This window comes from Panacagrimonas sp., from assembly GCF_965216805.1.
Classification (GTDB): domain Bacteria; phylum Pseudomonadota; class Gammaproteobacteria; order Nevskiales; family Nevskiaceae; genus Panacagrimonas.
Genome location: NZ_CBDCGN010000002.1, coordinates 1,956,333 through 1,982,016 on the forward strand (window position 1 = coordinate 1,956,333; position 25,684 = coordinate 1,982,016).

The following is a 25,684-nucleotide window of genomic DNA, read 5'->3' on the forward strand; positions in this document are numbered from 1 at the left end:
GGTTCAGGACCCGCTAAGTGCGCGGCGCATGGCGCCGAAGCGACGGCGGTACTGTGCGGGCGTCAGGTTCGGGCGGAGCTTGAACAGGTGTCCGAAGAAGCCGGCGTCCTCGTAGCCGACCTCGTCGGCGATAGTCTCGGTCGGCGCGACGCAGGACTCCAGAATCCGCGTGGCCTCCCGCATGCGCAGCGTGCGTGCGCGCGCCGGCGACACGGCGTCCGGAACAGCGGGTGCGGGAGCCGCCACACTGGCGGCCGCACCCGCGCTTCGCGTCGGCTCGACGTGCGACTGCATCCCGGCCTGCACTAGGGTTCTTCGGAATTCGCCGGAGTTTCGCGCCGCAGTGCGTCGAGACGACGTCGCGCTTCCTCGTCCTGCGCTGATTGGAGCGCCTTCTGCGCCTTGCTGCGTCCGAACTTCTCGCGATTCCCGGCCGCCAGAACGGCCGCCTGCTCGCGGGCCTTCTGCTTGCGGAAGCGGTTGAGGTTGACGACCTTGGCCATGGACAAAAAGCTGACAATCCGTTGTAGGGCGCACCCATACCAACCCGTTCGGGGGTGCCGCGTAACGCTCCAGGAACTTACCATGCGCGCCCCTCGTACATGACCTTCCGGCATGAACTCCACGGCCGCCGCTGTTCCGCAGTCCTCGGTAGATCTTGCCGGAGGCCTGCTGTTCGTCTTCCTGTGGAGCACCGGCTACATCGCGGCCGTGTACGGGCTCGACGGCAGCGGGCCCTACACCCTGGCGGTGGTGCGGTTCCTGGGGACCGCGACGCTGATCGGTGCGTGGGTGCTGGTGCTGCGCCTGCGGTGGCCAGCATTGCGGGCGACGCTGCAGGTCGGCGTGGCCGGCATCCTGCTACAGGGTGGCTTCTTCGGTTTCGCCTATGCCGGCATGCAGGCAGGATGTCCGCCGGCGGTGGCGGGCCTGATCTGCGGCCTGATGCCGCTGACCACCGCGCTCGGCGCAGCGGTGATCCTGGGCGAGCGTATGCACCGAAGCGCCGTCGTGGGATTGGGGCTAGGCTTGGCCGGCGTATTGCTGGTGGTCGGCCCCGGGTTGGTGGAGCCTGGAACCGCGCTGGGATACGGCTTCATGTTCCTGGCCCTGACCACCTTGAGCCTGGGCACCGTGTTTCAGAAACGCCAGGCTGGCAAGCTCGATGCGCGATTGGCGCTGGTGATCCAGGTGCTGGCGGCGTCCCTGGTGATGATCCCGGTGGCGTGGTGGCGGGAAGGCCTGCAGTTCACGCCCACCGGCGCCACGCTCGGCGGCATGGCCTGGGTGATTCTGGTCAACTCCTGCGCCGGTGTGCTGCTTTACCTGTGGCTGTTGCGCCGCGGCGCGGCCGGCCGCGTGGCGAGCGTGTTCTTTCTGGTGCCGCCGGTCACTGCCGTACTCGCCGCGGTGATGCTCGGTGCCCGCTTCGATCTGATCGATGCCGCAGGTTTCGGGCTGGCTGCGGCCGGCGTTTGGCTGGGACAGCGAACCGCTTAGCACCACTCGATCAGCGCTGCCCCGGTCCGAACAAGGTCTTGCGCGCCTGATCGTCGAGCTGGCTGAGGCGCAGTTCCTTGCCGAGCGCCAAGCCGCGCTGTACGGCGTCGCGACGCAGGATCTGCGTGTACCAGCGATGCAGGGACGGAAAGCGGTTCAGATCGATCTGCTGCGCCTTGTGAATGCGAACCCAGGCGAAGCTCGCGATATCGGCAATCGAATAATCACCGGCCAGATAATCGCCAGCCAGCTCCAGCCGGCGATCCAGGACGCCGTACAGCCGCAGCACTTCGCGTCCATAGCGATCCAGCGCGTACGGAATTTTTTCCGGCGCGTACAGTTTGAAGTGCCCGTTCTGTCCGGCCATAGGGCCCAGGCCACCCATCTGCCACATCAGCCATTCCATGACGGCTTTGCGCGCCCGCAGCCCGGCAGGAAAGAACTTTCCGGTCTTGTCGCCCAGATAGACCAGGATGGCGCCGGTCTCGAATACCGACAACGGTGCACCGCCGTCGGAAGGCTGGCGATCGACGATGGCGGGAATGCGGTTGTTGGGACTGATGGCCAGAAAGTCCGGTTGGAACTGCTCGCCGCGCCCGATGTTCACCGGGATCAAGCGATAGGGCAGACCGCACTCCTCCAGCATGATGGAGATTTTCCACCCGTTGGGGGTGGGCCAGTAATGCAGGTCGATCATCGGGGCGCTCCAGGCCGTGGGCTGTGGCTGCCAGCCTAACCGCCGCCCGGAAGATCTTTTGGCCGTCATTGTCGGAGGAGCCAGAGCCCGAGGGAGCACCCTGCATTGACATGTACTGCGTACGCGCAGATTCTGGAACGGTCATTCCAGAACAAACTTCCATGGCGCGTCCGCGCGAATTCGACGAACAGCTTGCGGTGGAAAAGGCCATGCAGCTGTTCTGGAGGCGCGGCTATCAGGCGGCGTCGCTCAACGAACTGCTCGACGCCATGGATCTCAGCCGCAGCAGCTTCTACGAGACCTGGGGCACCAAGCGCGAGGCCTTGATCGAGGCGCTGAACCGCTACGCGCAGTCCGGCATGGCCGGGCTGATCGAACCACTGACCCGGGCCGACGCCGGTAGAGCGCAGATCGAGCAGACGTTTCACGGCATGGTGCGACGTGCGCTGAGCGACGGCGGCGCCAAAGGCTGCCTGGTCAACAACTGCCTGGCGGAGTTGGCAGGGCAGGATGCCAAGCTGTTGCAGCAGTTGCAGGACATTCGCAAAGGGCTGGAACGTCTGCTGGCGCGGGCGATCCGCAAGGGACAGATCGACGGAACTATCGATCCGACCCAGAGCGCAACGACCTTGGCGCGCTTTCTCGCCAGCACGTTCTCGGGCCTGAACCTGACGGCCAGGGCGCAGCCCGGCAAGGCCGTGCTCAACGACATCGTGCGTACCGCGTTACGCGCCTTGGATCCCAGATAACCCCCAGGGGAGACCCCGCACCATGAACATGATCAAGTCGCTTTACGTGTCCGCGTTTCTGGCCGGCGGATTCGCCGGCTTCGCCTATTCGCTGTACCGGGTCGTTCAGGAGGGACTGGCGTCCCCCTGGTTGGGTGCCGCCATCGCCTGTGCCGGACCGGCGCTTTTCTTCGGACGTTTGTTCGTTGCGCCGGCGGCGCGAACTTCGCGCAATCTGCCGTGGATGTTCGTCGCCGGATTCGTGGGGCTGGGCGTGAGCCTGATTCCGGGCGCGATATCCGCCGCAAGCGTGGTGGCTTTGTCGGTCGGCGTGATCGGCGTGGCCTTGTACGTGTTCTGGTACTCGAAGTTCGATGCGCGCGAAGCCCCGGTAATCCAGATCGGGCAGACCCTGCCGGCGTTCACGATCTACGAGGGCGACGCGGCGCGGCCCAGCACCGAGCTGATGCAAACGCCCGCATTGTGGATTTTCTATCGCGGAAACTGGTGCCCGCTGTGCATGGCACAGATCAAGGAAGTTGCCGCGCAATACCGGGAACTGGCGCAGCGAGGCGTCGAGGTCTACCTGATCAGCCCGCAGCCGGAAAGCCATAGCGCGGCATTGGCCAAGCGCATGGATGCGCCGATGCGGTTCATGACCGATCGCAACAATTCGGCCGCCCGCATCCTGGGCGTGATCGAGCCCAACGGTCTGCCTGCCGGCATGCAAGTGCTCGGCTACGACTCCGATGTGCCGCGACCCACCGTCTTCGTCACCGCGACCGGCGGCAAGGTGATCTACTGCGATCTCACCGAAAACTATCGCGTCCGTCCCGAGCCGTCGGCCTGGATGGCCGTACTGGACGGCGAGGCGACGCGACCGGCGCACTGACGTCAAGCGCCCGCACTTGACCCATTCCCACGACAACCCATCTTTCGGAGAACAAGCTGATGATTGACCTGTACACCTCGGCCACACCCAACGGCTGGAAAGCCTCGATTCTGCTCGAAGAGCTGGGCGTGCCGTACACGCTGCATGCGATCTCGCTGTCCAAGGGCGACCAGAAGACGCCGGACTTCCTCAAGATCAATCCCAATGGACGCATCCCGGCCATCGTTGATCGGGAAGAGGGTGACTTCGCCGTGTTCGAGTCCGGCGCCATCATGATCTACCTGGCGGAAAAGTACGGCCGCTTTCTGCCGACGGACCGCAAGGGACGTTCGCAGGTCATCCAGTGGGTGATGTTCCAGATGGGCGGTATCGGGCCGATGCAGGGTCAGGCCAATGTGTTCTTCCGCTATGCGCCGGAAAAGATTCCCTATGCGATCGACCGCTATCAGACCGAGACCAAGCGCCTGTACCGGGTGCTGGAATCGCGGCTGGCCGATCACGAATATCTGGCCGGCGACTATTCGATTGCCGACATCGCCAACTGGTCATGGGTATCGCTGCACTACTGGGCTGGCGTGGACGTGGACGACCTGCCGCACGTGCAACGCTGGATGAAAGCGGTGTCCTCGCGACCCGCAGTGCAGCGCGGCATCGTGATTCCCGAGCCGCTGGTGCTGGACGACGGCGGCGAAGCGGTGAAGAAAATGGCGCGTTCGATGCTGGTGGGCGGCGACAAGAAGGATTGATCGCGCCAAACTGGTGCGATGAACGCACCCGTCGAGATTCCGATCTTCCCGCTCAACACCGTCCTGTTTCCGGGCGGACGCCTGCCACTGCGCATCTTCGAGATGCGCTATGTGGACATGACCAAGGCCTGCATCCGCGACGATGCGGTCTTTGGCGTGTGCCAGATCCTGGAAGGACGCGAGGCCGGCGAGGCCGCGGTACCGGTCCCGATCGGCTGTACCGCGCGCATCGCCGAGTGGGAGGTGCCGACACCCGGCCTGTTCAATCTCGACACCCGTGGCGAACAGGTCTTCCGCATCCTCGATCAGCGCGTTGAGCGTGACGGCCTGATCCGCGCGCAAGTGGTGCTGGAGCCGGCGCCCGTGGCGCAGGCATTGCCAACCAGCCAGGAGTTGTTGGGGCGGATGCTGAGCGAGATCATCGACAAGGTCGGCGCCAAACATTTTCCTCAACCGGTCCAGCTCGGCGATGCCACCTGGGTGGCCTATCGCCTGGCCGAGATCCTGCCGATTTCCGTCGATCAGAAGCTGGCCTGGCTGCAGTACAACGATCCCGTCCGGATTCTCGCGGAAATTGAAGCCACCGTCTTCGGTGAAGAAGATTCCGGGACCGAGTAGCGGCCATGGCCCGGCGTTCCGGAGTCCGCGCCAAGGATTTATCGCCTGACCGGCGCCTGAGAGTTGCGCTGGAGCGCGTGCAGGTGGCGACCGCAGAGGAGCGCATCGACGCGCTGGCGCGACTGGTTCGCTGTATCCGACCGGCCAAGCCAGATCGGCTGCCCGAAGCGGAAGAACGGCTGGAGGCGCTGATCAAGTTGCTGCGAGAAAACACTCCGCTGCGAGACGGCATGCGTGACTGCCTGCTGGGCCTGCTGTCCGACAAGCAACCCCTGCGTCTGTTCACCGATTCCGGCGTGCTCGCACACGAAGGCTTTTTCGGCGGGCTGCAACGACGAGTGGCGCAGAAGATCCTGCCTGAAGAGCACCACACGGAGTCACTGCGCGGTGTGCTCAATCTGCTGTTTCCGCTCGCCTCCGATTACCGCTGGGTATGTGGTCTTTCCGAGGACCTGTGGATCCGCTTGCTGGATGCATTGGATCTGCCTGCGGCACGCTTCGACGGCGGCCCGATGCAGCACAAGATTGTCGAAGCCCTGCAGGTGCTGTCCTACCGGATCGCGGCGATGGGCCTGGAGACCGAACTGGTCCGAAATCATCCGGACATCGAGCGCTACGAGTCGCCCTTCCTTCGCCAGAACGTCGAATTGCGGGACTTCATCGAGTCGCGACAGGCCGCTCCCGACGCGCCTGAGCAGCCGGTGCTGGACGACAAGCATCTGCTGGTTCTGCTCGATCAATGCAGTGAAATACTGGCGCGCGTACGCAAGCAGGCCAGCCGCGGCGGCGCCAGTGTCACCCTGACGCACTTGCTGGTGCGCTTGCGCCAGAGCTCGCGCCGGCTCAAGACCCTGCTGCGTCTGCTGGAGGACCGGCCTGCGCACGAACTCAACGTGGATCGCGTGCGCCTTTTTCAGGAATTGGTGAGCGCGGAGAATCAGCGGCTGTCGCTGTCGCGGTTCTGGTCGCAGAACCTGGAACTGCTTTCAGCCAGCATCGTCGGTAATGCCAGTCGCACGGGCGAGCACTACATCACCGCCACGCGCAGCGAATACTTCGGCATGCTGCGCTCGGCCCTCGGTGCCGGGTTCATCGTCGCCTTCATGGCCCTGCTCAAGATCAACCTGGGCGGTGAAGCGCACGCGCCCCTGGTGGAAGCCGTGTTGTACAGCCTCAACTACGGCCTGGGTTTCGTGCTGATCTATCTGCTGCACTTCACCATCGCCACCAAGCAGCCGGCGATGACCGCTTCGCACATCGCCGCCAGTCTGCAGAAGCGCGAACAAGGCCATCGCCTGGATGGCCTGGTGGAACTGCTGGTGCGTGTCGCCCGCAGCCAGTTCATCGCCATCGTCGGCAACGTGGTCATGGCATTCGCGATCCCGGTCTTGATTGCCATGCTGATGGTCCGTTATGGCGGCGCTGCGCCGCTGGATGCTGCCCATGCGCAGGCGCTGCTGGACGACCAGAATCCCTTGATCAGCCTCGCCTGGTTTCACGCCGCCATTGCCGGCGTGTTCCTGTTTCTGTCCGGGCTGATCTCCGGCTACTTCGACAACAAGGCCGCCTACGATCGCATTCCGCAGCGGCTGCGCCAGTTGTACGGCCTGCGGCGTCTGCTCGGCGAGCGCGGCGCCAATCGCCTGGCCGACTACGTGGGCAACAATCTGGGCGGACTGGCCGGCAATTTCTTCTTCGGCTGCATGCTCGGGTCGATGGGCGCCATCGGCCTGATTCTGGGCCTGCCGCTGGACATCCGCCACATCACGTTTTCCACCGCTTACCTGGGCTATGGATTCGTTGCGCTCGACTGGGCGCTGCAACCGCGGACCTACGCGATCCTGGCCATCGGCGTTGCCGGCATCGGCGTGATCAATCTGGCGGTGAGTTTCGGCCTGGCCCTCGCGGTGGCGATGCGCGCACAGCAGGTGCGCTTTGGCGAGGGCGGCGAATTGCTCAAGCGTCTGCTGCACTGGTTCCTGCGTCGGCCACAGGATTTCTTCTGGCCACCCGCGGATCGCGAAGAGACCAAAGCGGTGGCCACGGAGCCCTGATAGCGCGGCAGCACAGTCTTTGCTTTCAAGCCGGCTGCGCGTCAGGCTAAATGCTCGAACAGACGGCCCCAGGCCGCAGGGGGAGCGCGTGAAAGCACTGAGTCCGCTGGACCAGGTGTTCCTGATGCTGGAGCGGCGCAATCAGCCGATGCACGTCGGCAGCCTGATGCTGTTCCAGCCGCCCCCGGGGTCCAAGGCCGAGGACATCCGCGGCATGGTAGAACTGATGCGCCGGCAGGATCAGCCGCAGCCGCCATTCAACCAACGCCTCACGCGCAAGCTCGGCGTGCCGTTCTGGACCGAGGACAAGGAGTTCGATCTCGCCCACCATTTCCGCCACCTGGCCCTGCCGCGACCCGGACGCATCCGCGAGCTGCTGGCGATGGTGTCCAACATGCACTCGGCGCTGCTGGATCGTGAATTTCCCCTGTGGGAGTGCAGCTTCATCGAAGGCGTGGCCGACGGCCGTTTCGCGCTGTACAGCAAGATGCACCACGCCATGATCGATGGCGTCGCCAGCATGCGGCTGCTGGAGTCGCTGATGTCCACCGAGCCTGCGGCCAAGGCGATGGCCCCGCCATGGGCGTTCCGGCGCACGCCGCGCAAGCGCGAGGGCCAGCTCGCCGCGCCGTCGTCGGTGCTGGGTTCGGTACTGGGCCAGGCCAAGTCGCAGGCCAAAGCCTTGCCGGTGGTGACACAAGCCCTGCTCAGCACGTGGCAGCAGGCACGGCGTGAACCCGAGTTCGGCGATCTGTTCCGCGCGCCGCGCACCCTGTTCAACCGCCGTATCGGCAATGCCCGGCGGTTCGCCGCGCAGTCGTGGTCCTTGTCGCGCATCCGCGGCGTCGGCAAGAAGGTGGGCGGCACGCTCAATGATGTCGTGCTGGGCATGTGCGCCTATGCGCTGCGACGTTACCTGCAGGACCAGAACGCGCTGCCAAACAAGCCGCTGATCACCATGATGCCGATGAGCCTGCGTCGCGATGACAGCGATTCGGGCAATCAGGTGGGCATGGTGCTGGCCAACCTGGGCACCCACATTGCCGATCCGGCCGAGCGGATGGGCGTGATCCGGCGCAGCGTGCAGGCCTCCAAGCAGCGGCTGTCGCAGATGACGCCGACCGAGATCATGAACTACACCGCGCTGATCTCCGGCCCTGCCGGCTTGAACCTGGCGACCGGTATCGCGCCGCAGAAGCAGCTCTATAACGTGGTCATCTCCAACGTACCGGGTCCCAAGCAGCCTCTGTACTGGAACGGTGCGCTGCTGGAGGGCATGTACCCGGTGTCCATTCCGGTGGACGGCATGGCGCTCAACATCACGCTGGTGTCCTATGCCGACCAGCTCAGCTTCGGGCTGATCGCCTGCCGCCGATCGGTGCCGCATGTGCAGCGCATGCTGGCGTATCTGGAGCAGGGTCTGGCGGAACTTGAAGCGCTGTAGGTCGGCCTTCAGGCCGACCACCGCTGCCTGATGAAACTCGCGTTGTCGCCCTCGCAGGGGACCTGCATTCGTTTTCCGGTCAATGTCCGGACAGACTTGCAGTCACCGCGCGATTGAGCGCATCGGGCAGGAAGCAGGCCGCGCGATAGATCAGGTGCGTCTGCGCGCCGACCCGCCAGTGCACACGCCGGCTGCGGCGTGTCGCCGCCTTCCAGACCGTGTTGGCGATGTCCTCGGCGGTGAGGTGTACGCCCATCGCGCTCAGCGAGCCGGTACTCAGCTTCTCGACCATTGGGGTCTGCACGAAGATCGGCCAGATATCGCAGACGCGGATGCCAAGCTTGCGCCACTCCAGGTCCAGTGCCTCGGTCAGGCCGCGTACCGCGAACTTCGTTGCCGAATAGCTGGCGAGATCGGCCGCGCCGTAGATCGCCGAAGCAGACGCGAGATTGATCAGGCGCGAACCCTGCGTGCGGCGCAGATAGTCGAAGCCGGCGTGGCAGCCATTGATGACGCCCTTGAGATTGACGTCGACGATGGCGTGGTGCGCGGCCAGCGGAATGTCCTGGAACGGCCCGGACTTCGCGATGCCGGCGTTGTTGAGCAACACGTCGAGATGTCCGCCGGCCGTGGTCCAGAACCGTTCGAGCGCGCCTGCCCACGCCACTGCGTCGGTGACGTCCAGAACTTCGGCGATGCAGCGGTCCGCGCCGAGTTGAGCGCGCAGCGTGTCCAGCGCCTGAGCGTTGACGTCGTAAAGACCGACGAACCAGCCCTCGCGGGCGAAGCGTTCAGCCGTGGCCTTGCCAATGCCTTGCGCCGCACCGGTGATGAAAATCGTCTTGCCGGGGCGGTTGCTCATGGGCGTATCCAATGGTGGTCGAGAAAGTTGGAGATGCGCGCGATAGCAGCGTCCGACGCATCGAGCATGCGCGCGTGAACCTGAAAGTCGTGCCAGTAGCCGGCTTCGATTTCGAGTGTCACCTCCACCCCTGCCGCCTTCGCGCATTCGGCGAGTCGACGCGCATCGTCCAGCAGAATCTCGTCGCTGCCGACCTGGATCAGGGTCGGCGGCAGGCCGCGCAGATCGGCGAACAGCGGCGAGACCTGCGTGTCGTTCGGTGCGACCGTCCCGCGGTAAGCCTCGGCGGCGCGCGTGAGCCAGTCCCGGCTGAGCAAGGGATCGTGTTGCGCTTGCGTCTCGACGCTCGCGCCGGAGAGCGTCAGATCGACCCAGGGTGAGATCAGCAGCAGTGCAGCCGGAGCCGGCAGGCCCGCGTCACGCAGGGCCAGAACAGTACTGAGCGCCAGCCCGCCGCCAGCGGAATCGCCGCCGATCCCAATCCGGCGTGCGGGAAATCGGTCGAGCAGCGCGCGATAGGCGCTGATCGCATCTTCCATCGCCGCGGGGTAGGGATGTTCCGGCGCCAGCCGATAATCCGGCGCCAGCACTTCACAGTCAGCGACGGCGGCGAAGTGCGTCGTCAAGACCTTGTGCGTGTTCGGCGAGCCGAGCGTATAGCCGCCGCCATGAAGATAAAGCAGCGCGCGCCCGGGCTGCGCATCGCGCCGCGTGACGCGTTCGCCAATGACGCCCCAGACGCCGCGTTCACGGTGCGTTCCGCGGGCTGGCAGGGTGGTGGCGGTGACGATCTCCATCCAGATGCGCGCGAGGCGCACGGGGATCGGCCGACCGATCACGCCCTTGAACAGCGCGCGCAAAGCACCGCGCAGGGTCGCGCGCAGGAGACGCTGCATGATCAAGCTCCGGGAAGCGGGGGACGGATTGTCGCGCAGCGCAGCGCACTCAGGACACGGAATTCTCGATTTCCCCGCCACCCAGGCAGCGCTCACCGTCGTACAGCACGCAGTACTGCCCGGGCGAGACGGCCCGCTGCGGCTGCTCGAACCGCACCTCGACACTGCCGTCCGGCAGCGCTTCGGCGCTACAGGCCTGCAAGGCCTGTCGATGGCGGATGCGCGCGTGCAGCGGACATGAAAATTCAGTCGGGCGCTCGATCCACGAGAAGCCGCACGTGCGCAGTCGTGTGCTCATCAGCAGCGGATGGTGGGCGTCCTGCGTCACCACCAGCGTGTTGTCGGCGAGCCGCTTGGCGGCGACGTACCACGGAGCCTGCCTGGCCCCGCGACGGCCGCCGATGCTCAGACCGCGCCGCTGACCCAGCGTGTAGAACATCAAGCCCTGATGCTCGCCGATGTACGTGCCAGCGTCGTCCACCATCGGGCCCGGGTTCGGCTGCAGGTAATGCTGCAGAAATTCGCGGAACGGCCGCTCGCCGATGAAACAGATGCCGGTGGAATCCTTGCGCCGATGATTCGGCAAGCCTGCTTTGCGCGCGAGCTCGCGTACCTCCGGCTTGGCCAGATCGCCGATCGGAAACAGCACGCGCTCGAAATGTTCGCGCGCCACCAGCGCCAGGAAATAGGTCTGGTCCTTGTCCTCGGTCACCGAGCGCAGCAGCGCACCGTCGTGCAGGCGCGCGTAGTGACCGGTGGCGACGAAGTCCGCGCCCAGTCGCAGCGCGTGTTCGCGGAACGGTTGGAACTTGACCTCGCGGTTGCACAGCAGGTCCGGATTGGGCGTGCGGCCCGCACGGTAATCATCGAGAAAGTGCGCGAACACGCGCTCGCGGTATTCGGCGGAGAAATCCACGCGGTGCAGCGGGATACTCAGTTCCTCGGCCACCGCGCGCGCCGACTGGAAGTCCTCCGCCGCGGTGCAGTAACCCTGCTCGTCCTCGGTCCAGTTCTGCATGAACAGGCCGGACACCCGATAACCCTGATCCTTCAGGCGCCAGGCGGCGACGGCGGAATCGACCCCGCCGGACAGGCCGACGATGACATGCGGTGCGCTCACGATGCGACGGCTTCAGAGCAGGTGTCGCACCACGTCCAGCGGCAGGATGCGGCCGGCGCGATGGTCTTCGACGCACTGCAGGACCGCGGGGCCGCGGTGCAGCTCCCGACACGCCAGCAGCTCGTCCAGGCTCATCCAGCGTGCGCGCAGGATGCCGGCGTCGAGTTGGCGTTCGGGCTCGTGCGTCAACGCCTGGGCGACGAATGCAAAGCGCACGAAGGCGTAGGGCAGGGTGTCGGGCTGCCACACGTAGGTGCCGAGAAAACCGGTCGGCTGCACCTGCCACGCGGACTCTTCCAGAGTTTCGCGGACCACGCCTTGCACCAGCGTTTCGTCGGCCTCCCAGTGTCCGGCCGGCTGGTTGATGCGCAGTTCGCCGTCGATCAGCTCTTCCACCATCAGGTAGCGGCCTTCGCGCTCCACCACCGCGGCGACCACGATGTGCGGCTGCCAGGACGAAGTGCTCACGGCGTGGTCCCCGCGGCGCTGCCCTGACGACGCAGGTGATACCAGCCCTGGGCGTCGGGCTGACCCAGATTGCGCACCAAGTTGCCGACCAGCGGCGGGGCATCCGGCTTGGGCTTCATCTGCAGGTGCAACGCGTATCGACGGTCATGTCCCAGTTGCGCTTCACCGGTGACGTCGAGCGCGCCTGCCAGGGTGCTGAACGTCGCCTTGATGCCGGCGGTTTCGCTCTCGATCAGGGCCTGGTAGTCGCCCAGAACCACCGGGTCGCGACCGAGCTTCCAGCCCAGGCCGCGCACGGTCGCGGTGGCCTGCGCGCGATCCGGCCACTGCTTGCGCAGGCGCAGGGTTTCGATCTGCAACCCAGCCTGTCCTTGCAAGGGCAGGTTGGCCTGACCCGCCAGCGCGGCCAGCGCCGCCACCGGCGTAGAGAACCGCAGATCGCTCAGGGTCATGGTCCCTGACGGCACCAGCGCGACCTTGCCGTCCAGCAGCGTGCCCCGGCTGCCGCCGTTGAGGTGAAAGCTGGCGCGCCCCAGCAGCAGGTGCAGCGGGCGCAAGGTCCAGGCCAAATCGTTCAGTGCCGGCTGGTTGCGCACCTGGACGCTGGCGGCACTACCCGCAGACACCGTGCCGTCCAGGCCGTAAAGCTGCACAGGACTTTGCATCAGCGCGGGCGCGAACCAGCCGTAAACGCGATCCACCGGCGCATGCAGCAGCACCGTCAGTGCGAACACTGCCACCCCAAACAGCAGCAGCCGCGCATGCTTCATCACGAGGCACGCACCAGCGACAGCCGTACGTCGACCCGGCCCGGCGTGGCTTGCGGCTCGATATCGAAGGTCTGCACGCTCACCCCATAACCCGTCTGCAGTTTCGCCAGCCAGCGCACCAGCCCGTCGAAGGCGACGTCTTCGAACCAGACGCGCACTTCGGTATCGCCTTCGGGCTGGATACGCGACGGGCTTTTGCCCAGGCTGCCCTGCTTGCTGGCCTGATCCACTGCCGCCATCAGCGACATTCCGCGTCCGGCCGCCGCCGCCGGCGCATTGCCCTGACTCCGATGGACCTGCACCGCGGCCTGTTCCAGCTTGATCGCGACGGCACGCGCGGCCTCCAGGCCAGCCATGCGCTGCTGGCGCGACTGCATCATCGGCTCCCACATCAGCAGGTAGAGCAGGGTGACGAGCAGCGCCGCGGCGCCCACCGTCACCAGCCAGCGCTCGCGCATCTGCAGGGCCAGGAACCGTTCGCGCGACTGCGTCCAGGCCTGGTTCCAGGTCTGGGCGAGTGCGGGCGGTAGCGCGGGCGTCTTCATGCGGGATTGAGGCGGGCGCGAATCTGCACGCTGCCGGATTCGGCGTTGGCAGACTGCACTTCCAGGGTGGCGGCACGCTGGCCGGCAAACCAGTTGCGCAGGTTCTCCAACACTTGCAGGTCGGATGCGGTCATGGACAGGAACAGCGCGCCGTCGCGATATTGCATGCCGCCCAGCTTGAGACCGGGGCTGGCCTTGAGGGCCTGGCTCAGCACCTCGATCAGTACCAGCGGGCCGCCCGCGGCGCCGCCGCCCAGCGCACGCAACTGCTGATCGAGCTGCGCCTCCAGGTTGACCACCCGCGTCTGACTCGGAAACAGTTGCTGGAAGCGCTGCAGATTGGCCTGATCCTGCGCCTGCAGCGCTGCAGCCAGGCGCGCGTTGTCCACGGTCACGCCGACCAACAGGACCAGCAGCCACAGGGCCAGCAAGGCCGCCGATACCCGCCACGGCTTCCAGAATTTCTGCAGGTCCTGCTGCTGCGAATAAACCCCTTGCAGCAGGTTGATGGCGTGTTCGTCGCGCCAGTGCACTGCCAGTGCCGACAGCGCGTCGCCGTGTCCGGGCAGCAGGTGCAGCGGCCAGTCCAGTTGCGTCCAGTCGGCTGCGGAGTCGCCGCAGACCAGCAGGCGCAGCGGTGGCTTGCCGTCGCCCGCAGCGATGTGCAGGTAGCCGGGCAGATCGCCGACGTGGCAGGCGAAGCCGGACCAGCTGCCAGTGCGCACGACGACGTACTCGCCGTCGGCCAGGCCGCTCCAGGATTCGCCGCCGGGGTCGACCGGCAGCGCCAGCACTTCGGGGGTCAGCACGTCGGGCCGCAGGCCGTGTTCGCGCAGCGGCGCCAGCCAGCTCTGCAGACGCGTGTGCGACACGATCGCCACCGGATAGCGGCCGTCGGCCTGACGCGGGCCGAGCGAGAAGTGCAGGGTGTCGATGTCCTCCGCAACCTGGTCCTCCAGGGCGTAGGGCAGCGCCTGCAATACCTTGGCCACCTGCCGGGCCGGCACCGCCACCGCGGTCAGGCGCACGTCTGCGGCGGGGGCGAACACCACCACTCGGCGGCCCGCAGCCAGTGCAGCGGCCTGGTGCAAGGAGCCGTTGCGAACTTCCAGGCTGCGCGCCTCGGCGGTGCCGGTGGCGAACCGGACGTCGTCTGCAGGCGTGGCGCCCAGCCGGATGTAAAGAGTTTCGCGCACGCCGGGGTAAGGGCCGCTGAAGAAGGGTTTATTCGGTATCCGTGCTGCGCACGAGGACCACGGGCGTGCCGCGGTCGGATCGATATATCAGGCTATATAGTGCCACACGACCATTGCCGACCACCGCTTCCAGCTGCAGGCGGAACAGGCGGGTGGATACGGTCAGCATGGAGGGGTCGGCGTCGCCGCCGATCAACTCCAGTTTCTCGCTGATCTGCGCCGGATTCTCCAGCGGCTGCTCTTCCCGCAACTCGGAAAATTCGCGCAGGCGCGCGTTGCCGCCGGGCTTGGCGCTGAGCGCCATCAGCAGCTCGGGTGTGGCGGTGTTGACGTTGATCGGCGTCACGCCGTCCACCGGCAGTGCGGTGACGTGCGGCAGCAGCAGACGGTACACCTTGCGCGCGTCGTCGGAGCGCGCGTCGTACATCGCGTCGAGCACGCTGCGCAATTCGGTGACGCTGGCCATCGGGCGGTTGGCGGCGCGGCGCGGAGGGTCCAGCGACAGGTAGTCGTTGTCCTCGCGACCGCTGCCGGTGGGATTCTGATCCGCGTCGATCCAATCGCGGATGGACTGCGCCAGGACCAGCGGGTCCGGGATCAGGCTGGTGCCGCCTTCGATGTTTTCGATCAGGCGCGCGAACAGGCGGACCTGGCGCTGGAACTCGGTGTCGGGCTGGCCGCTGGTGCCGAGGTTGGTGCTGTCGTCTGCCAGGCCCAGGTTGTTGAGGTTGTACTGCGCGGTGGCGTCGGTGATGCGGCCCTGGATCACGCCGTTTTCCACCGGCAGGCTTTGCGGCGTGGCCCAGGCATCGTCGAGCGCGTCGTAGTCGTTGTCCTCGGCGTCGCGCTCCAGCACCGTGCGCACCCAGTCCTCGGCGCCGCTGGCATAACCCCAGGCGCGCGCCGAATCCTGCAGGGTGGAAGTTCGCTGGATGGCGAAGTGGCCCGCGTCGAGCACTGCGGTGGCGGCGATGACCGCGATGGATACGATCAGGACCGCGGTGATCAGCGCGACGCCGCGCTGGCGCCCGGGATGAGTACGGGCGGGGTTCACGACTCGGCCTGCTCCGCGGTGTCGCCGCCGTCCGCCGGGCTTGGCTCTGTCGGCGCCGGTTCGGCCTCGGCTTCCGGCTCCGGTGTCTGCTCCTGCTCCTGCGCTCCGGGCTGCACCGGTGCCTGCCCACCGATCAGCCGCCCGGGCAGCAGGCCCTGCCTGGTCAGCAGACCGCCGCCACTGCCGGCACCGGCGACGGCGCCCAATTGCGACAGCGGCGTGCGGAACAGGTAGCGCAGCTCGCCCCAGTCGGAGGTGACCAGGACGAGTTCCACCGCCACCGGCGGCGGCACGGTGGCGAGGCTGGCGCGGTCGCCGCTCTGTTGGTCGCGCGGTGGCCACGCTTCCTGCCACTGCAGCGCAGTGTCCAGAAAGCGCCAGCGAACTTCGTCGATATCGCTCAGCAAGGGCAGGTCGACCGGCTCGGCATCCTGCGGCAGGTCCAGCATGGGATAGCTGCTGCGGCGCAACTCGCCGTCCTCCAGACGGTAGCTGACGCGCTCCATGCTGGAGCGCCCGCTATCGAGCGGACTGCGCCAGCCGCCGCGGACCAGACTCAGGACCTCGTCCTGTGTGTAGGAAAATGCCGGCTCGGGGTCGCCGAAGCTGTCGCGTAGCGGGCGGTCGCGCAGGTTGTGGAAGTCTGTGCGCAAGCGCAGGAAGGCGCGCTGGAAATCCGCAGTGCGGTCCATCGAATTCTCGATGCCGACGCGCGTCTTGAGCACGCTGTTGAGTCCGCCGTATGCCATCGCCGCCATGATCGAGAACACCAGCACGACGACGATGATTTCCAGCAGGGTGAATCCCCGCTGTCGCGCGACCGCCGCGCCTGCGCTGCGTCGCCGGCTCATCGCCGTGCCGGCAGAAAGCCGGTCAGGCTGGCCAGCGCGGCGTCTTCCCGACCAGGGCCGTAGACCTCGATGTCGACGCGATTGAGATACGGGTCCTCGGTGCCGGCGACTTGCGCCCGCCACACCCACTCGACACCGCTCATCTGCGCTTTGCCGTTGCTGCGACCGGTGCCGGGCCGCTCGGCCTCCAGCTGGAACTCGGTCAGGCGGTTGTGCGCCACCCACAAGGCCAGGGTCTTCTGGCGCAGATAGCCGGCGTTGTTGGCCTGCTGCGCCATCGCGCCGATCACCGCCGACAGCGCGATGGCCAGCACCGCCACCGCAACCAGCACTTCGACCAGGGTGAATCCGCGTGACGGAAGTCGCGTGCGGATCATGACGCGCCGCGTTCCAGGCGCTCGTAGCTGAACTGTCCCAGGGCGGTGCCCTCGACGCGGTAGTACGCGGCGTTGTCGGGCAAAACCACGTCCAGCGTGAAGGCGGTGACCTCGCCGCTGGACAGGATCAGCACCTGCGGCTCGGTCGTGGTGTCCTCGTTCAACGCCAGGCGGCCATCGTCGGAGATCCTGGCTTCGGGATCTTCGATCGGCGCCGGCTTCTGCAGGCGACCATCGATACGCAGTTCGAGCTCGAACGGCTGCGGAATCTCGCGCGGCCGGAACAGGCCTTCTTCGACGACCGACCACTGCCCGGACAGGCCGTCCGGCACCAGAAACTCGATACCGGCCTGAGTCACGCGAAAGCCGAACTCCAGCCCCTTGGCCTGGGCTTCGTCGGACGCCAGTTGCAGCAGCTGCTCCAGCCGCCGCGATTCCGCCTGCATGCGATCGTCCACCGCCCGGCCGGAGACGGTCAGGCTCACCAAAGTCGCCAGCACGCCGATGATCACCATCACCACCAGCAACTCCAGCAGGGTGAAGCCGAGGTCGGGCCGGTCGCGGGCGAGGGCGGTGCGCGGCATGGGCGTCAGCGCCCGACCGGGTCGACCGATCGGACCGAATCGGCGCGACCGCTCACCCGGTCCGGATCACCCGGTCCGCGAGCGCCCACCCCGTGATCACCCACTCATGTTCCAGTTGCCGATGTCGGCCGCCGCACCCTCGCCGCCGGGCCGGTTATCGGCCCCCAGCGAGAAGATGTCGATTTCGCCCTGTACCCCGGGCGACAGGTACTGGTAGGGATTGCCCCAGGGGTCCTTGGGAAGCTGGCCGATATAGCCGCCGGGTTTCCAGTTCTTGGCCGCGGGCTCGCCGGACGGCTGGGTGACCAGGGCTTCGATACCCTGCTGCGTGCTGGGATAGTAGAAATTGTCCAGCTTGTAGAGATTGAGCGCGGCTTCCAGAGCGCGCACGTCCTGCTTGGCGCGGGCGATACGGGCGTCGTCGGGTCGGTCCATGATGCGCGGCACCACCACGGCGGCCAGAATGCCCAGGATGACCACCACCACCATGATCTCGATCAGCGTGAAACCGCGGTGCGCACGCAGGCCGCGGCGGCCTTGAATATTCATGTTGCGTAGCTTCGGGAGTCGGACGCGACAATGCGTCAAGCGATGATAACAGCGGGCAGTTTGCGAAGTTCCCTGCGTGCGCTGTGGCCGCCGCTGACCCTGGCCTTGCTGATGCTGGCTCTCGCCGCAGGCGACCAACCGCTGCGCGACGCGCTGGCACTGACCCGCGAGGGACTGCAAGGCGGTCAGGTGTGGCGTCTGCTCACCGGTCACTTGGTTCATCTGGGCTGGTATCACTGCATGCTCAACCTGCTTGGACTGGCGGTGCTGCTGTGGCTGTGCCCGCAGCCGCTGCGCCCGGCCGAGTGGGTGCGCCGCGTCCTGCTGCTGTCGCTGGCGGTGTCGGCGTCCTTGTACGCGCTGATGCCGGCTCTGGCGTGGTATGTCGGATTCTCCGGCGTATTGCATGGCCTGTTCGTGTTGGGCCTGGTACCGCAGGCGCGCGCGGGCGATCGCATCGCCCTGGTCTGTCTGGCCTATCTGGCCGGCAAGCTGTTGTGGGAAGTGCTGGTGGGCGCGCCGCTGTCGGATGAACAGGCCATCGGCGGTCGCGTAGTGACGCAAGCCCACTTGTTCGGCACACTCGCCGCCCTGGCCTATGGCCTGATCTTCAAAACCTTCCCGCCAGGAGAACGCGATCTGTGAGTTACGCTTTGCTGTTTCCGGGCCAGGGCTCTCAAGCGGTCGGCATGCTGGGCGCGCACGCAGCGCCCGTCATCGACGCCACCTTGCGCGAAGCTTCGGAGGTGCTGGGCTGGGATCTGGCCGGCCTGGTGCGCAACGGGCCGGTCGAAGAACTGAATCGGACCGATCGGACCCAGCCCGCCCTGCTCGCCGCCAGCGTCGCACTGTGGCGACTGTGGCAGTCGCAGAATCTGCCGGCACCCGCCGCGCTGGCGGGCCATAGCCTGGGTGAGTATTCGGCACTGGTCGCCGCCGGCAGCCTCGGCTTCTCCGATGCGCTCAGGCTGGTGGAATTGCGCGGGCAGCTGATGCAGGCCGCCGTTCCCGCCGGTACCGGCGGCATGACCGCCATCGTCGGGCTGGATGACGAGGCGGTGGCGCGCCTGTGTGCGGAATGCCCGGACGGGGTGCTGGAGCCGGCCAATTTCAACGCGCCGGGCCAAGTGGTGGTGGCCGGCGAGATCGGCGCGCTGGACTGGCTGGACGCCAACGGCAAGGCCAGCGGCGCACGCATGGTCAAGCGCCTGGCGATGTCGGTGCCCTCGCATTGCTCGCTGATGCGGGGTGCTGCGCAAATGCTGGCCGCGGCACTGGAAAAAATCGACATCGTGCCGCCGTCGATCCGTGTGCTGCACAACCTGGACGCGGCGCCGCGCGCGGACGCCGCCGGCATCCGCGCCGCCCTGGCCGCGCAATTGCACCAGCCGGTGCGTTGGACGCAGACGGTGCAGGCACTGCAGGCGACGGGGATTGCACGATTGTTCGAATGCGGTCCCGGCAAGGTGCTGGTGGGTCTGAACAAGCGTATCGCCGAAGGCTTGACCTCGGTGGCGCTGGAAGACCCGGCCGGGCTGTCGCAGGCGGCTGCCACCCTGAACGCTTAGGAGATTTGCACGATGAAGTTGCAGGGAGAGATCGCCCTGGTCACTGGCGCCAGCCGCGGTATCGGTCGCGCCATCGCCGAGCGCCTGGCACAGGATGGTGCCACTGTGATCGGCACCGCCACCAGCGAGGCCGGGCGTGACGCCATTGCGCAGTGGCTGGCGCCGCTGGGCGGACAGGCAAGAGTAGTTGACGTCACCAGCGCCGGCGCCTGCGAAAGCGCCGTCGAGGAGATCGGCAAGGGTGTCGGCGCCGTCTCCATTCTGGTCAACAACGCCGGTGTCACCCGCGACACGCTGCTGTTGCGCATGAAGGATGAGGACTGGGACACCGTGATCGCCACCGACCTGACATCGGTATTCCGGCTGTCGCGGGCGGTGCTGCGCGGCATGATGAAGGCCCGCAAGGGTCGGATCGTGTCGATCGGCTCGGTGGTCGGCGCGATCGGCAATCCCGGGCAGGCCAACTACTGCGCGGCCAAGGCCGGGCTGGTCGGCTTCTCCAAGTCGCTGGCGCGCGAGATCGGCTCGCGCGGCATCACCGTCAACGTGGTGGCGCCGGGCTTCATCGACACCGACATGACCAAGGGCCTCGGCGAACAGGCGCACGCCGCGCTGCTGGCACAGGTTCCTGCAGGACGGCTCGGATTGCCTCAGGATATCGCCGCCGCGGTGGCCTTCCTGGCCTCGGCGGAAGCCGGCTACATCACCGGCGAAACCCTCCACGTCAACGGCGGCATGCACATGGGTTGACCCCCGTCCCACACGTCCCGTACGCCCATCGAAATTTTGGAATGTTGTTTGCTGGCCTTGCCCTAGGCTCGCCATTACAATGCCGCGGCTTTAATCAACCCCCAGGGGAGTTTTCATGAGCAGTCTCGAAGAGAAGGTCAAAAAAATCATCGCCGAACAGCTTTCGGTGGCCGAAGATCAGATCAGCCCGAACGCCTCGTTCGTGGAGGACCTGGGCGCCGATTCGCTGGACACCGTCGAACTGGTGATGGCGCTGGAAGAAGAGTTTGAAATCGACATCCCCGACGAAGAGGCCGAGAAGATCGTGACCTTCCAGGATGTGCTGAACTACATCAAGACCCACACCAACCAGGCCTGATCGGGGCCCGTTCAGAGGATCGAGCAGCCGACATGATGAGTAGCCGGCGCGTCGTCATTACCGGCCTGGGCATTGTGTCCCCGGTCGGCTCCAGTCTGGACCTGGCGTGGTCCAACATCCTGGCCGGCAAGTCCGGCATCGGCCCCATCGAGAAATACGACGTGTCGCTGTACACCACCCGGTTCGCCGGGCTGGTGTCTTCGGATTTCAAGCCCGAAGACGCGATGGGACCCAAGGAACTGCGCAAGACCGACCACTTCATTCATTACGGGGTGGCCGCCTGCAAGCAGGCCGTGCACGACGCGGGGCTGGAGATCACCGATGCCAATCGCGAGCGCATCGGGGTCATCGTCGGTTCCGGCATCGGCGGCATCGGCAAGATCGAAGACGAGATCCGCGAACTGCACAAGGTAGGGCCCAAGCGGGTGTCGCCTTTCTTCGTGCCGGGTTCGATCATCAACATGGTGTCCGGCTACGCCTCGATCGAACTGGGAATCGCCGGGCCCAGCTTTGCCACGGTGAGCGCCTGCACCACCGCGGCGCACAGCATCGGCATGGGCGCACGCATGATCCAGGCCGGCGATTGCGACGTGTGCCTGACCGGCGGCGCCGAAGCCGGTTCCAGCCCGGCCGGCATGGCCGGCTTCTGCCAGGCCCGCGCGCTGTCCACGCGCAACGACGACCCCCAACGAGCCAGCCGCCCCTGGGACCGCGATCGCGATGGCTTCGTGCTCGGTGACGGTGCCGGCGTGCTGGTGCTGGAAGAGTACGAACAAGCCAAGGCCAGGGGCGCGCGCATCTACGCCGAGCTGACCGGCTTCGGTATGTCCAGCGACGCCTATCACATCACCTTGCCTCCGGACGACGGCAACGGCGCCTGCCGCGCCATGGTCAACGCCCTGCGCGACGCCGGGATCAACCCCGAGCAGGTCGATTACATCAATGCTCACGGCACTTCCACACCGGCGGGCGACAAGGCCGAGACCACCGCGATCAAGCGCGGCTTCGGCGATCACGCCCGCAAGCTGGCAGTGAGCTCCACCAAGTCGATGACCGGCCATCTGCTCGGTGCGGCCGGCGGTATCGAGGCGGTGTTCTGCTGCCTGGCCCTGCGCGATCAGGTGATTCCGCCGACGATCAATCTCGACAATCCGAGCGAAGACTGCGATCTGGACTACGTGCCGCACAGCGCGCGACAGGCCAGACTGGATGTGGTGCTGTCCAACTCCTTCGGCTTCGGCGGCACCAACGGCAGTCTGGTATTTTCCAGGTTGAAGTAATTCCTCCGGCCGCATGAAGTTGCGCGCCGAACTACCGGGTTCTATTGATCTTTTGGAAGTGCACCGGCAAGCGCCGGAGCGCTACCCCTTCCTGCTGCAAAGCGCTGCCGGGCATCCGCAATCGGGACGCTACGACCTGCTGTTCGGCTTTCCCGGCCAGCGCTTGTCGGGTCGTGACGGTTTCGCCCGTTTGACGGCTGAATGGTCGAACGCACGCTGTGAGCCCGATCCCGAACTGCCGTTCCTGGGTGGCTGGTTTCTGCTGCTCGGATACGAAGCGGCCACCGACCTGGAACCGCGTCTGCGCCTGCCACCGTCGCCGTATCGCCTGCCGGATTTCCTCGCGGTGCGTTGCACGGCGGTCATGATCCACGACCGTGAGCTGAGCCTGACGCACCTGTTTGCCGAGGATGATCCTTCGCAGCTGGAGGCCATGCGAAACGCCTGGTCGAGCGCATCATCGTTGGCACCTCCCGGGGAGCCGCCCGCCGTGCTGGTCGAGGCGCTGCAGGAGGACCTCCCCTCGGCCTTTCTGCAGGGGGTCGGGCGGATTCAGGACTATCTGCTGGCGGGCGACTGCTTCCAGGTCAATCTTTCGCGTGGCTGGCGCGGCCGGCTACGGCCGGGCATCGACGCGACCACCGTCTACCGCGCGTTGCGTCGGCACAACCCCGCACCTTTTGCCGGGCTCGCGCAGGTGGACGGCGTCAGCGTGCTCAGCTCCTCGCCCGAACGGCTGGTCCAGGTTTGCGGCGACCGCGTGCAGACCCGGCCTATTGCCGGCACGCGACCGCGAGGGCAAGGCGACAACGATCAGGCGCTGCGTGTCCAGTTGATCGGCAGCCTCAAGGAGCGCGCCGAGCACGTCATGCTGATCGATCTGGAACGCAACGATCTCGGCCGCGTGTGCCGGCCGGGCAGCGTCGAGGTCAGCGAACTGATGGACCTGGAAAGTTACGCCCACGTCCATCACATCGTCTCCAACGTGCGCGGGCGTTTGCGTGACGGTGTCGGTCCGGGCGACATTCTGGCGGCCGTTTTTCCCGGCGGCACCATCACCGGCTGCCCCAAGGTCCGCTCCATGGAAATCATCGCCGAACTCGAGCGTGTCGGCCGCGGCCCGTATACCGGCTCGATGGGCTATCTGTCGCGCTGTGGGCGTCTGGACAGCAACATCCTCATCCGCAGCCTGGTGATCCAGGACGGCCAGGTCAGCCTGCGCGCCGGGGCGGGCATCGTGGCGGACTCGGTGGCGGAACTGGAATTGGCGGAAACCCGGATCAAGGCCCGCGGCCTGTTGCTGGCACTGGGGGCAGGCGTATGAGCACCTGGTTTAACGGCGGTGCGGTGGCGGGTGCCTGGACCGGGACCCGCGCGCTGCATTACGGCGACGGCGTGTTCCGCACCGCGCTGGTGCTCGACGGCCGGGTGGTGGATCGCGATCGCCAGTTGGCAAGGCTGCTGCGCGATGCCGAGGCGCTGAGTCTGCAGGCGACGGACACGGCACTGCTGGGCACGGAGGCCGACGCGCTCGCGCAAACCGCCATGCAGGGCGTGCTGCGAATCACCTTGAGTCGCACCGATTCCGGACGCGGCTACACCGCGCTCAGCGATGCCTGCGACCGTCTGCTGCAGTTGCGGCCGTTGCCGGCGCATGCAGCGGCCAGTTGGATCGAAGGCGTGAATCTGCAATGGAGTCCGGTGCTGCTCGGCATTCAGCGGCGTCTGGCCGGAATCAAGCACCTCAACCGGCTGGAGCAGGTGCTGGCCAGCCGCGACTGGCAGGCCGATCAGCAAGAGGCATTGATGTGCGATGCCGAGGGGCGCGTGGTCTGCGGGACGCGCAGCAACGTGTTCTTCGTCATCGATGGCGTCCTGGTCACACCCGAGCTGTCGTCTGCGGGTGTCGCCGGCATGATGCGCGACAAGCTAATCGAACTGGCCTGCACCCGCGGACCGGGTTGCGAGATCGGTACCATCTCTCCCGACGAGGTGCGGCATGCCAGCGAAGCCTTCGTCAGCAACAGCCTGATCGGCCTGTGGCCGGTGCGCCGCATCGGCCGGCTGGACCTGCCTGCGCCCGGCCCGGTGACGCGGCAAATGGCGGCACTGCTGGACCACCCCTGGAGCGGTTCTTGATCCGAATTCTCAAATTTCTGCTGCTGACGATGCTGTTGACGGCACTGGCCGCGGCCGCGCTGGTGTGGGACGGCCGCCGACAACTGCGTGCGCCGCTGGCGATCAGCGAGCACCGCAGCTTCGAACTGCAGCCTGGCAGCCGGTTGCGCGACGCGGTGCTGCAGATGCGCCGCGAAAATCTGTTCACGCACGTGCGCCAGGCGCTGTACCTGGAAGCCTGGGGCCGGATATCGGGCGAAGCCGCCAACATCAAGGCCGGCGAGTACAGCCTGGACCCGGGCCTGTCCAGCCTGGATCTGCTGTCGCTGTGGGTGGGCGGCAAGACGGTGCTACACGAGGTGCGCATCATCGAGGGCATGCGTTTCGACCAGGCGCTGAAGATCGTGCTGGAACATCCGGAGATCCTGCGCACCCTCGCCGATACGCGCGCCGAAACCGTGATGACCGCACTGCAAAGACCCGGCCTGCATCCCGAGGGCCGCCTGTTTCCGGACACCTACCGCTTCCCCAAGGGCACCACCGACGTCGCGCTGCTCAAGCAATCCTTCGATGCCATGGAGCGGATCGTGCAGCAGACCTGGGCCCAGCGGCGCCCCGACTTGCCGTACGCGCGCACCGAGGACATGGTGACCATGGCGTCGATCATCGAAAAGGAAACCGCTCTGGCATCGGAGCGCGAGCGCATCGCCGGGGTCTTCGTGCGTCGCCTGCAGATGGGGATGCGACTGCAGACCGACCCCACCGTGATCTACGGCCTCGGCGAGCTGTTCGACGGCAATCTGCGCAAACGCGATCTGCTCGCCGACGGGCCCTACAACACCTACGCGCGTGCCGGCCTGCCGCCGACGCCGATCTGCCTGCCGGGGCGTGCCTCGCTGGAAGCTGCGGTCAACCCCGCCGCGGGCACCGAGCTGTTCTTCGTGTCGCGCGGCGATGGCTCGCATCAGTTTTCCGCCACCCTGGCCGAGCACGAGGCTGCGGTGCGCAAGTACCAGTTGGGAGGTCGCGGCGGATGAGCGCAGGTGGCCGCTTGATCGCGCTCGAAGGCGGCGAGGGCGCCGGCAAATCGACTCACGCTGTGCAGGTGGTGAACTGGCTGCAGGCGCGGGGCAGACGGGTACTGCGCACCCGCGAGCCGGGCGGATCGCCGCTGGCCGAGGCCATTCGCGGCGTGGTGCTCGACGATTGGGCCGAAGGCGTCACCCCGCTGACCGAAGTGCTGCTGATGTTCGCCGCGCGCGCCGCGCACCTGGCGGCCACCATCGCCCCGGCACTGGCGCGTGGCGAGGACGTGGTCTGCGATCGTTTCGTCGACGCGAGCTGGGCCTACCAGAGCGCCGGACGCGGCCTGGCGCCAGAGGTGCTGTCCGCGCTCGAGGGCTTCGTGCTTGGCGACCTGCGGCCGAACCTGGTGCTGCTGTTCGACGTGGCACCCGAGGTCGGCCTGTTGCGGGCCAGGTCGCGTGGCGACGCGAACCGTTTCGAGGCCGAGAATCTGGCCTTCATGGAACGCGTGCGCCGGTGCTATCTGCAGCGCGCCGCCGCCGAACCCGCGCGCTATGCCGTGCTGGACGCGTCGGCTGCGCTGCCCGCAGTGCAGGCTGCATTGCTGACGGTGCTGGAGCAGCGCCTGTGAGC

The 25,684-nt window shown here is 66.5% G+C and carries 31 protein-coding genes; 16 read left to right on the top strand and 15 right to left on the bottom strand.

Features of this window, described 5'->3' with window-relative positions; all coding sequences use genetic code 11:
• Window positions 1-3: 3 nt before the first annotated feature.
• Entirely contained in the window at window positions 4-294 is a 291-nt protein-coding gene (locus ACOOHP_RS09350; protein ID WP_420466173.1) for a hypothetical protein, read from the bottom strand.
• A gap of 11 nt (window positions 295-305) precedes the next feature.
• The gene (locus ACOOHP_RS09355) at window positions 306-503 is read right to left on the bottom strand and encodes a DUF4169 family protein (protein WP_420466174.1); all 198 of its coding nucleotides are present in this window, start codon (window positions 501-503) and stop codon (window positions 306-308) included.
• Between the two features lie 112 nt (window positions 504-615).
• Here ACOOHP_RS09355 and ACOOHP_RS09360 point away from each other — a divergent pair, with 112 nt between their 5' ends.
• Entirely contained in the window at window positions 616-1,500 is an 885-nt protein-coding gene (locus ACOOHP_RS09360) for a DMT family transporter (protein WP_420466175.1), read from the top strand.
• A gap of 10 nt (window positions 1,501-1,510) precedes the next feature.
• Here the strand turns inward: ACOOHP_RS09360 and ACOOHP_RS09365 are convergent, their stop codons facing one another.
• Window positions 1,511-2,197 carry a glutathione binding-like protein gene (locus ACOOHP_RS09365; RefSeq protein WP_420466176.1) on the bottom strand — a complete coding sequence of 229 codons (687 nt, stop codon included), beginning with the start codon at window positions 2,195-2,197 and terminating at the stop codon, window positions 1,511-1,513.
• Window positions 2,198-2,358: 161 nt separating this feature from the next.
• On the opposite strand from ACOOHP_RS09365, the gene ACOOHP_RS09370 reads away from it, so the two are divergent.
• The 6 genes from ACOOHP_RS09370 to ACOOHP_RS09395 all read left to right on the top strand — a co-directional run bounded on the left by ACOOHP_RS09370 (window position 2,359) and on the right by ACOOHP_RS09395 (window position 8,679).
• A complete protein-coding gene (locus ACOOHP_RS09370) occupies window positions 2,359-2,946 on the top strand; it encodes a TetR/AcrR family transcriptional regulator (protein WP_420466177.1) in 588 nt (195 codons plus the stop codon).
• 22 nt (window positions 2,947-2,968) lie between these two features.
• The gene (locus ACOOHP_RS09375) at window positions 2,969-3,817 is read left to right on the top strand and encodes a redoxin domain-containing protein (protein ID WP_420466178.1); all 849 of its coding nucleotides are present in this window, start codon (window positions 2,969-2,971) and stop codon (window positions 3,815-3,817) included.
• A gap of 59 nt (window positions 3,818-3,876) precedes the next feature.
• A complete protein-coding gene (locus ACOOHP_RS09380) occupies window positions 3,877-4,563 on the top strand; it encodes a glutathione S-transferase family protein (RefSeq protein ID WP_420466179.1) in 687 nt (228 codons plus the stop codon).
• An 18-nt stretch (window positions 4,564-4,581) separates the two neighbouring features.
• A complete protein-coding gene (locus tag ACOOHP_RS09385) occupies window positions 4,582-5,181 on the top strand; it encodes an LON peptidase substrate-binding domain-containing protein (RefSeq protein ID WP_420466180.1) in 600 nt (199 codons plus the stop codon).
• Between the two features lie 5 nt (window positions 5,182-5,186).
• Entirely contained in the window at window positions 5,187-7,235 is a 2,049-nt protein-coding gene (locus tag ACOOHP_RS09390; RefSeq protein ID WP_420466181.1) for a site-specific recombinase, read from the top strand.
• Between the two features lie 88 nt (window positions 7,236-7,323).
• Entirely contained in the window at window positions 7,324-8,679 is a 1,356-nt protein-coding gene (locus ACOOHP_RS09395) for a WS/DGAT/MGAT family O-acyltransferase (RefSeq protein WP_420466182.1), read from the top strand.
• A 79-nt stretch (window positions 8,680-8,758) separates the two neighbouring features.
• Here the strand turns inward: ACOOHP_RS09395 and ACOOHP_RS09400 are convergent, their stop codons facing one another.
• From ACOOHP_RS09400 to gspG, 12 genes are all read right to left on the bottom strand, one after another.
• On the bottom strand, window positions 8,759-9,541 hold the full coding sequence (locus ACOOHP_RS09400) for an SDR family oxidoreductase (RefSeq protein ID WP_420466183.1): 783 nt from the start codon (window positions 9,539-9,541) through the stop codon (window positions 8,759-8,761).
• On the bottom strand, window positions 9,538-10,401 hold the full coding sequence (locus ACOOHP_RS09405) for an alpha/beta hydrolase (RefSeq protein ID WP_420466184.1): 864 nt from the start codon (window positions 10,399-10,401) through the stop codon (window positions 9,538-9,540). Before ACOOHP_RS09405 ends, ACOOHP_RS09400 begins: the two co-directional genes overlap by 4 nt.
• Window positions 10,402-10,486: 85 nt before the next feature.
• On the bottom strand, window positions 10,487-11,557 hold the full coding sequence (mnmA, locus tag ACOOHP_RS09410; RefSeq protein ID WP_420466185.1) for a tRNA 2-thiouridine(34) synthase MnmA: 1,071 nt from the start codon (window positions 11,555-11,557) through the stop codon (window positions 10,487-10,489).
• Window positions 11,558-11,569: 12 nt separating this feature from the next.
• Window positions 11,570-12,025 carry an NUDIX hydrolase gene (locus ACOOHP_RS09415; protein ID WP_420466186.1) on the bottom strand — a complete coding sequence of 152 codons (456 nt, stop codon included), beginning with the start codon at window positions 12,023-12,025 and terminating at the stop codon, window positions 11,570-11,572.
• Window positions 12,022-12,795, bottom strand: a complete 774-nt coding sequence (locus ACOOHP_RS09420; RefSeq protein WP_420466966.1) for a type II secretion system protein N — start codon at window positions 12,793-12,795, stop codon at window positions 12,022-12,024. The genes ACOOHP_RS09415 and ACOOHP_RS09420 overlap by 4 nt, the downstream gene beginning before the upstream one ends.
• Window positions 12,795-13,340 (bottom strand): type II secretion system protein GspM, encoded by a 546-nt coding sequence (gspM, locus tag ACOOHP_RS09425; protein ID WP_420466187.1) that lies wholly within the window; start codon window positions 13,338-13,340, stop codon window positions 12,795-12,797. Before gspM ends, ACOOHP_RS09420 begins: the two co-directional genes overlap by 1 nt.
• Complete coding sequence (gene gspL / locus ACOOHP_RS09430) at window positions 13,337-14,536, bottom strand: type II secretion system protein GspL (protein ID WP_420466188.1); 1,200 nt, start codon at window positions 14,534-14,536, stop codon at window positions 13,337-13,339. The genes gspM and gspL overlap by 4 nt, the downstream gene beginning before the upstream one ends.
• Before the next feature lie 28 nt (window positions 14,537-14,564).
• Complete coding sequence (gspK, locus tag ACOOHP_RS09435; RefSeq protein ID WP_420466189.1) at window positions 14,565-15,590, bottom strand: type II secretion system minor pseudopilin GspK; 1,026 nt, start codon at window positions 15,588-15,590, stop codon at window positions 14,565-14,567.
• Window positions 15,587-16,441: a type II secretion system minor pseudopilin GspJ gene (gene gspJ / locus ACOOHP_RS09440; protein WP_420466190.1), complete on the bottom strand. Its 855-nt coding sequence runs from the start codon at window positions 16,439-16,441 to the stop codon at window positions 15,587-15,589. Before gspJ ends, gspK begins: the two co-directional genes overlap by 4 nt.
• Window positions 16,438-16,818 (bottom strand): type II secretion system minor pseudopilin GspI, encoded by a 381-nt coding sequence (gene gspI, locus ACOOHP_RS09445; protein ID WP_420466191.1) that lies wholly within the window; start codon window positions 16,816-16,818, stop codon window positions 16,438-16,440. Before gspI ends, gspJ begins: the two co-directional genes overlap by 4 nt.
• A complete protein-coding gene (gspH, locus tag ACOOHP_RS09450; protein ID WP_420466192.1) occupies window positions 16,815-17,402 on the bottom strand; it encodes a type II secretion system minor pseudopilin GspH in 588 nt (195 codons plus the stop codon). Before gspH ends, gspI begins: the two co-directional genes overlap by 4 nt.
• A 96-nt stretch (window positions 17,403-17,498) precedes the next feature.
• Window positions 17,499-17,951, bottom strand: coding sequence for a type II secretion system major pseudopilin GspG (gene gspG, locus ACOOHP_RS09455; protein WP_420466193.1), 453 nt, complete (start codon window positions 17,949-17,951; stop codon window positions 17,499-17,501).
• Window positions 17,952-18,011: 60 nt separating this feature from the next.
• On the opposite strand from gspG, the gene rrtA reads away from it, so the two are divergent.
• From rrtA to tmk, 9 genes are all read left to right on the top strand, one after another.
• On the top strand, window positions 18,012-18,596 hold the full coding sequence (gene rrtA, locus ACOOHP_RS09460; RefSeq protein WP_420466194.1) for a rhombosortase: 585 nt from the start codon (window positions 18,012-18,014) through the stop codon (window positions 18,594-18,596).
• Window positions 18,593-19,519 carry an ACP S-malonyltransferase gene (gene fabD, locus ACOOHP_RS09465; RefSeq protein ID WP_420466195.1) on the top strand — a complete coding sequence of 309 codons (927 nt, stop codon included), beginning with the start codon at window positions 18,593-18,595 and terminating at the stop codon, window positions 19,517-19,519. Before rrtA ends, fabD begins: the two co-directional genes overlap by 4 nt.
• 12 nt (window positions 19,520-19,531) lie before the next feature.
• Window positions 19,532-20,269 carry a 3-oxoacyl-ACP reductase FabG gene (gene fabG / locus ACOOHP_RS09470; RefSeq protein WP_420466196.1) on the top strand — a complete coding sequence of 246 codons (738 nt, stop codon included), beginning with the start codon at window positions 19,532-19,534 and terminating at the stop codon, window positions 20,267-20,269.
• 115 nt (window positions 20,270-20,384) lie between these two features.
• Window positions 20,385-20,627: an acyl carrier protein gene (gene acpP / locus ACOOHP_RS09475; RefSeq protein WP_420466197.1), complete on the top strand. Its 243-nt coding sequence runs from the start codon at window positions 20,385-20,387 to the stop codon at window positions 20,625-20,627.
• 35 nt (window positions 20,628-20,662) lie between these two features.
• Window positions 20,663-21,907, top strand: coding sequence for a beta-ketoacyl-ACP synthase II (gene fabF / locus ACOOHP_RS09480; protein WP_420466198.1), 1,245 nt, complete (start codon window positions 20,663-20,665; stop codon window positions 21,905-21,907).
• A gap of 13 nt (window positions 21,908-21,920) precedes the next feature.
• Window positions 21,921-23,231 (top strand): aminodeoxychorismate synthase component I, encoded by a 1,311-nt coding sequence (locus ACOOHP_RS09485; RefSeq protein WP_420466199.1) that lies wholly within the window; start codon window positions 21,921-21,923, stop codon window positions 23,229-23,231.
• Window positions 23,228-24,046: an aminodeoxychorismate lyase gene (pabC, locus tag ACOOHP_RS09490; protein ID WP_420466200.1), complete on the top strand. Its 819-nt coding sequence runs from the start codon at window positions 23,228-23,230 to the stop codon at window positions 24,044-24,046. Before ACOOHP_RS09485 ends, pabC begins: the two co-directional genes overlap by 4 nt.
• Entirely contained in the window at window positions 24,043-25,062 is a 1,020-nt protein-coding gene (gene mltG / locus ACOOHP_RS09495) for an endolytic transglycosylase MltG (RefSeq protein ID WP_420466201.1), read from the top strand. Before pabC ends, mltG begins: the two co-directional genes overlap by 4 nt.
• Window positions 25,059-25,682 carry a dTMP kinase gene (gene tmk / locus ACOOHP_RS09500; protein ID WP_420466202.1) on the top strand — a complete coding sequence of 208 codons (624 nt, stop codon included), beginning with the start codon at window positions 25,059-25,061 and terminating at the stop codon, window positions 25,680-25,682. The genes mltG and tmk overlap by 4 nt, the downstream gene beginning before the upstream one ends.
• Window positions 25,683-25,684 lie beyond the last annotated feature (2 nt).

Coding starts and splice junctions, on each gene's coding strand:
- ACOOHP_RS09350 (WP_420466173.1), bottom strand. CDS start 294: ATGCAGTCGCACGTCGAGCCGACGCGAAGCGCGGGTGCGGCCGCCAGT.
- ACOOHP_RS09355 (WP_420466174.1), bottom strand. CDS start 503: ATGGCCAAGGTCGTCAACCTCAACCGCTTCCGCAAGCAGAAGGCCCGC.
- ACOOHP_RS09360 (WP_420466175.1), top strand. CDS start 616: ATGAACTCCACGGCCGCCGCTGTTCCGCAGTCCTCGGTAGATCTTGCC.
- ACOOHP_RS09365 (WP_420466176.1), bottom strand. CDS start 2,197: ATGATCGACCTGCATTACTGGCCCACCCCCAACGGGTGGAAAATCTCC.
- ACOOHP_RS09370 (WP_420466177.1), top strand. CDS start 2,359: ATGGCGCGTCCGCGCGAATTCGACGAACAGCTTGCGGTGGAAAAGGCC.
- ACOOHP_RS09375 (WP_420466178.1), top strand. CDS start 2,969: ATGAACATGATCAAGTCGCTTTACGTGTCCGCGTTTCTGGCCGGCGGA.
- ACOOHP_RS09380 (WP_420466179.1), top strand. CDS start 3,877: ATGATTGACCTGTACACCTCGGCCACACCCAACGGCTGGAAAGCCTCG.
- ACOOHP_RS09385 (WP_420466180.1), top strand. CDS start 4,582: ATGAACGCACCCGTCGAGATTCCGATCTTCCCGCTCAACACCGTCCTG.
- ACOOHP_RS09390 (WP_420466181.1), top strand. CDS start 5,187: ATGGCCCGGCGTTCCGGAGTCCGCGCCAAGGATTTATCGCCTGACCGG.
- ACOOHP_RS09400 (WP_420466183.1), bottom strand. CDS start 9,541: ATGAGCAACCGCCCCGGCAAGACGATTTTCATCACCGGTGCGGCGCAA.
- ACOOHP_RS09420 (WP_420466966.1), bottom strand. CDS start 12,795: ATGAAGCATGCGCGGCTGCTGCTGTTTGGGGTGGCAGTGTTCGCACTG.
- gspM (WP_420466187.1), bottom strand. CDS start 13,340: ATGAAGACGCCCGCGCTACCGCCCGCACTCGCCCAGACCTGGAACCAG.
- gspJ (WP_420466190.1), bottom strand. CDS start 16,441: ATGAGCCGGCGACGCAGCGCAGGCGCGGCGGTCGCGCGACAGCGGGGA.
- gspI (WP_420466191.1), bottom strand. CDS start 16,818: ATGATCCGCACGCGACTTCCGTCACGCGGATTCACCCTGGTCGAAGTG.
- gspH (WP_420466192.1), bottom strand. CDS start 17,402: ATGCCGCGCACCGCCCTCGCCCGCGACCGGCCCGACCTCGGCTTCACC.
- gspG (WP_420466193.1), bottom strand. CDS start 17,951: ATGAATATTCAAGGCCGCCGCGGCCTGCGTGCGCACCGCGGTTTCACG.
- fabG (WP_420466196.1), top strand. CDS start 19,532: ATGAAGTTGCAGGGAGAGATCGCCCTGGTCACTGGCGCCAGCCGCGGT.
- acpP (WP_420466197.1), top strand. CDS start 20,385: ATGAGCAGTCTCGAAGAGAAGGTCAAAAAAATCATCGCCGAACAGCTT.
- fabF (WP_420466198.1), top strand. CDS start 20,663: ATGAGTAGCCGGCGCGTCGTCATTACCGGCCTGGGCATTGTGTCCCCG.
- ACOOHP_RS09485 (WP_420466199.1), top strand. CDS start 21,921: ATGAAGTTGCGCGCCGAACTACCGGGTTCTATTGATCTTTTGGAAGTG.
- pabC (WP_420466200.1), top strand. CDS start 23,228: ATGAGCACCTGGTTTAACGGCGGTGCGGTGGCGGGTGCCTGGACCGGG.
- tmk (WP_420466202.1), top strand. CDS start 25,059: ATGAGCGCAGGTGGCCGCTTGATCGCGCTCGAAGGCGGCGAGGGCGCC.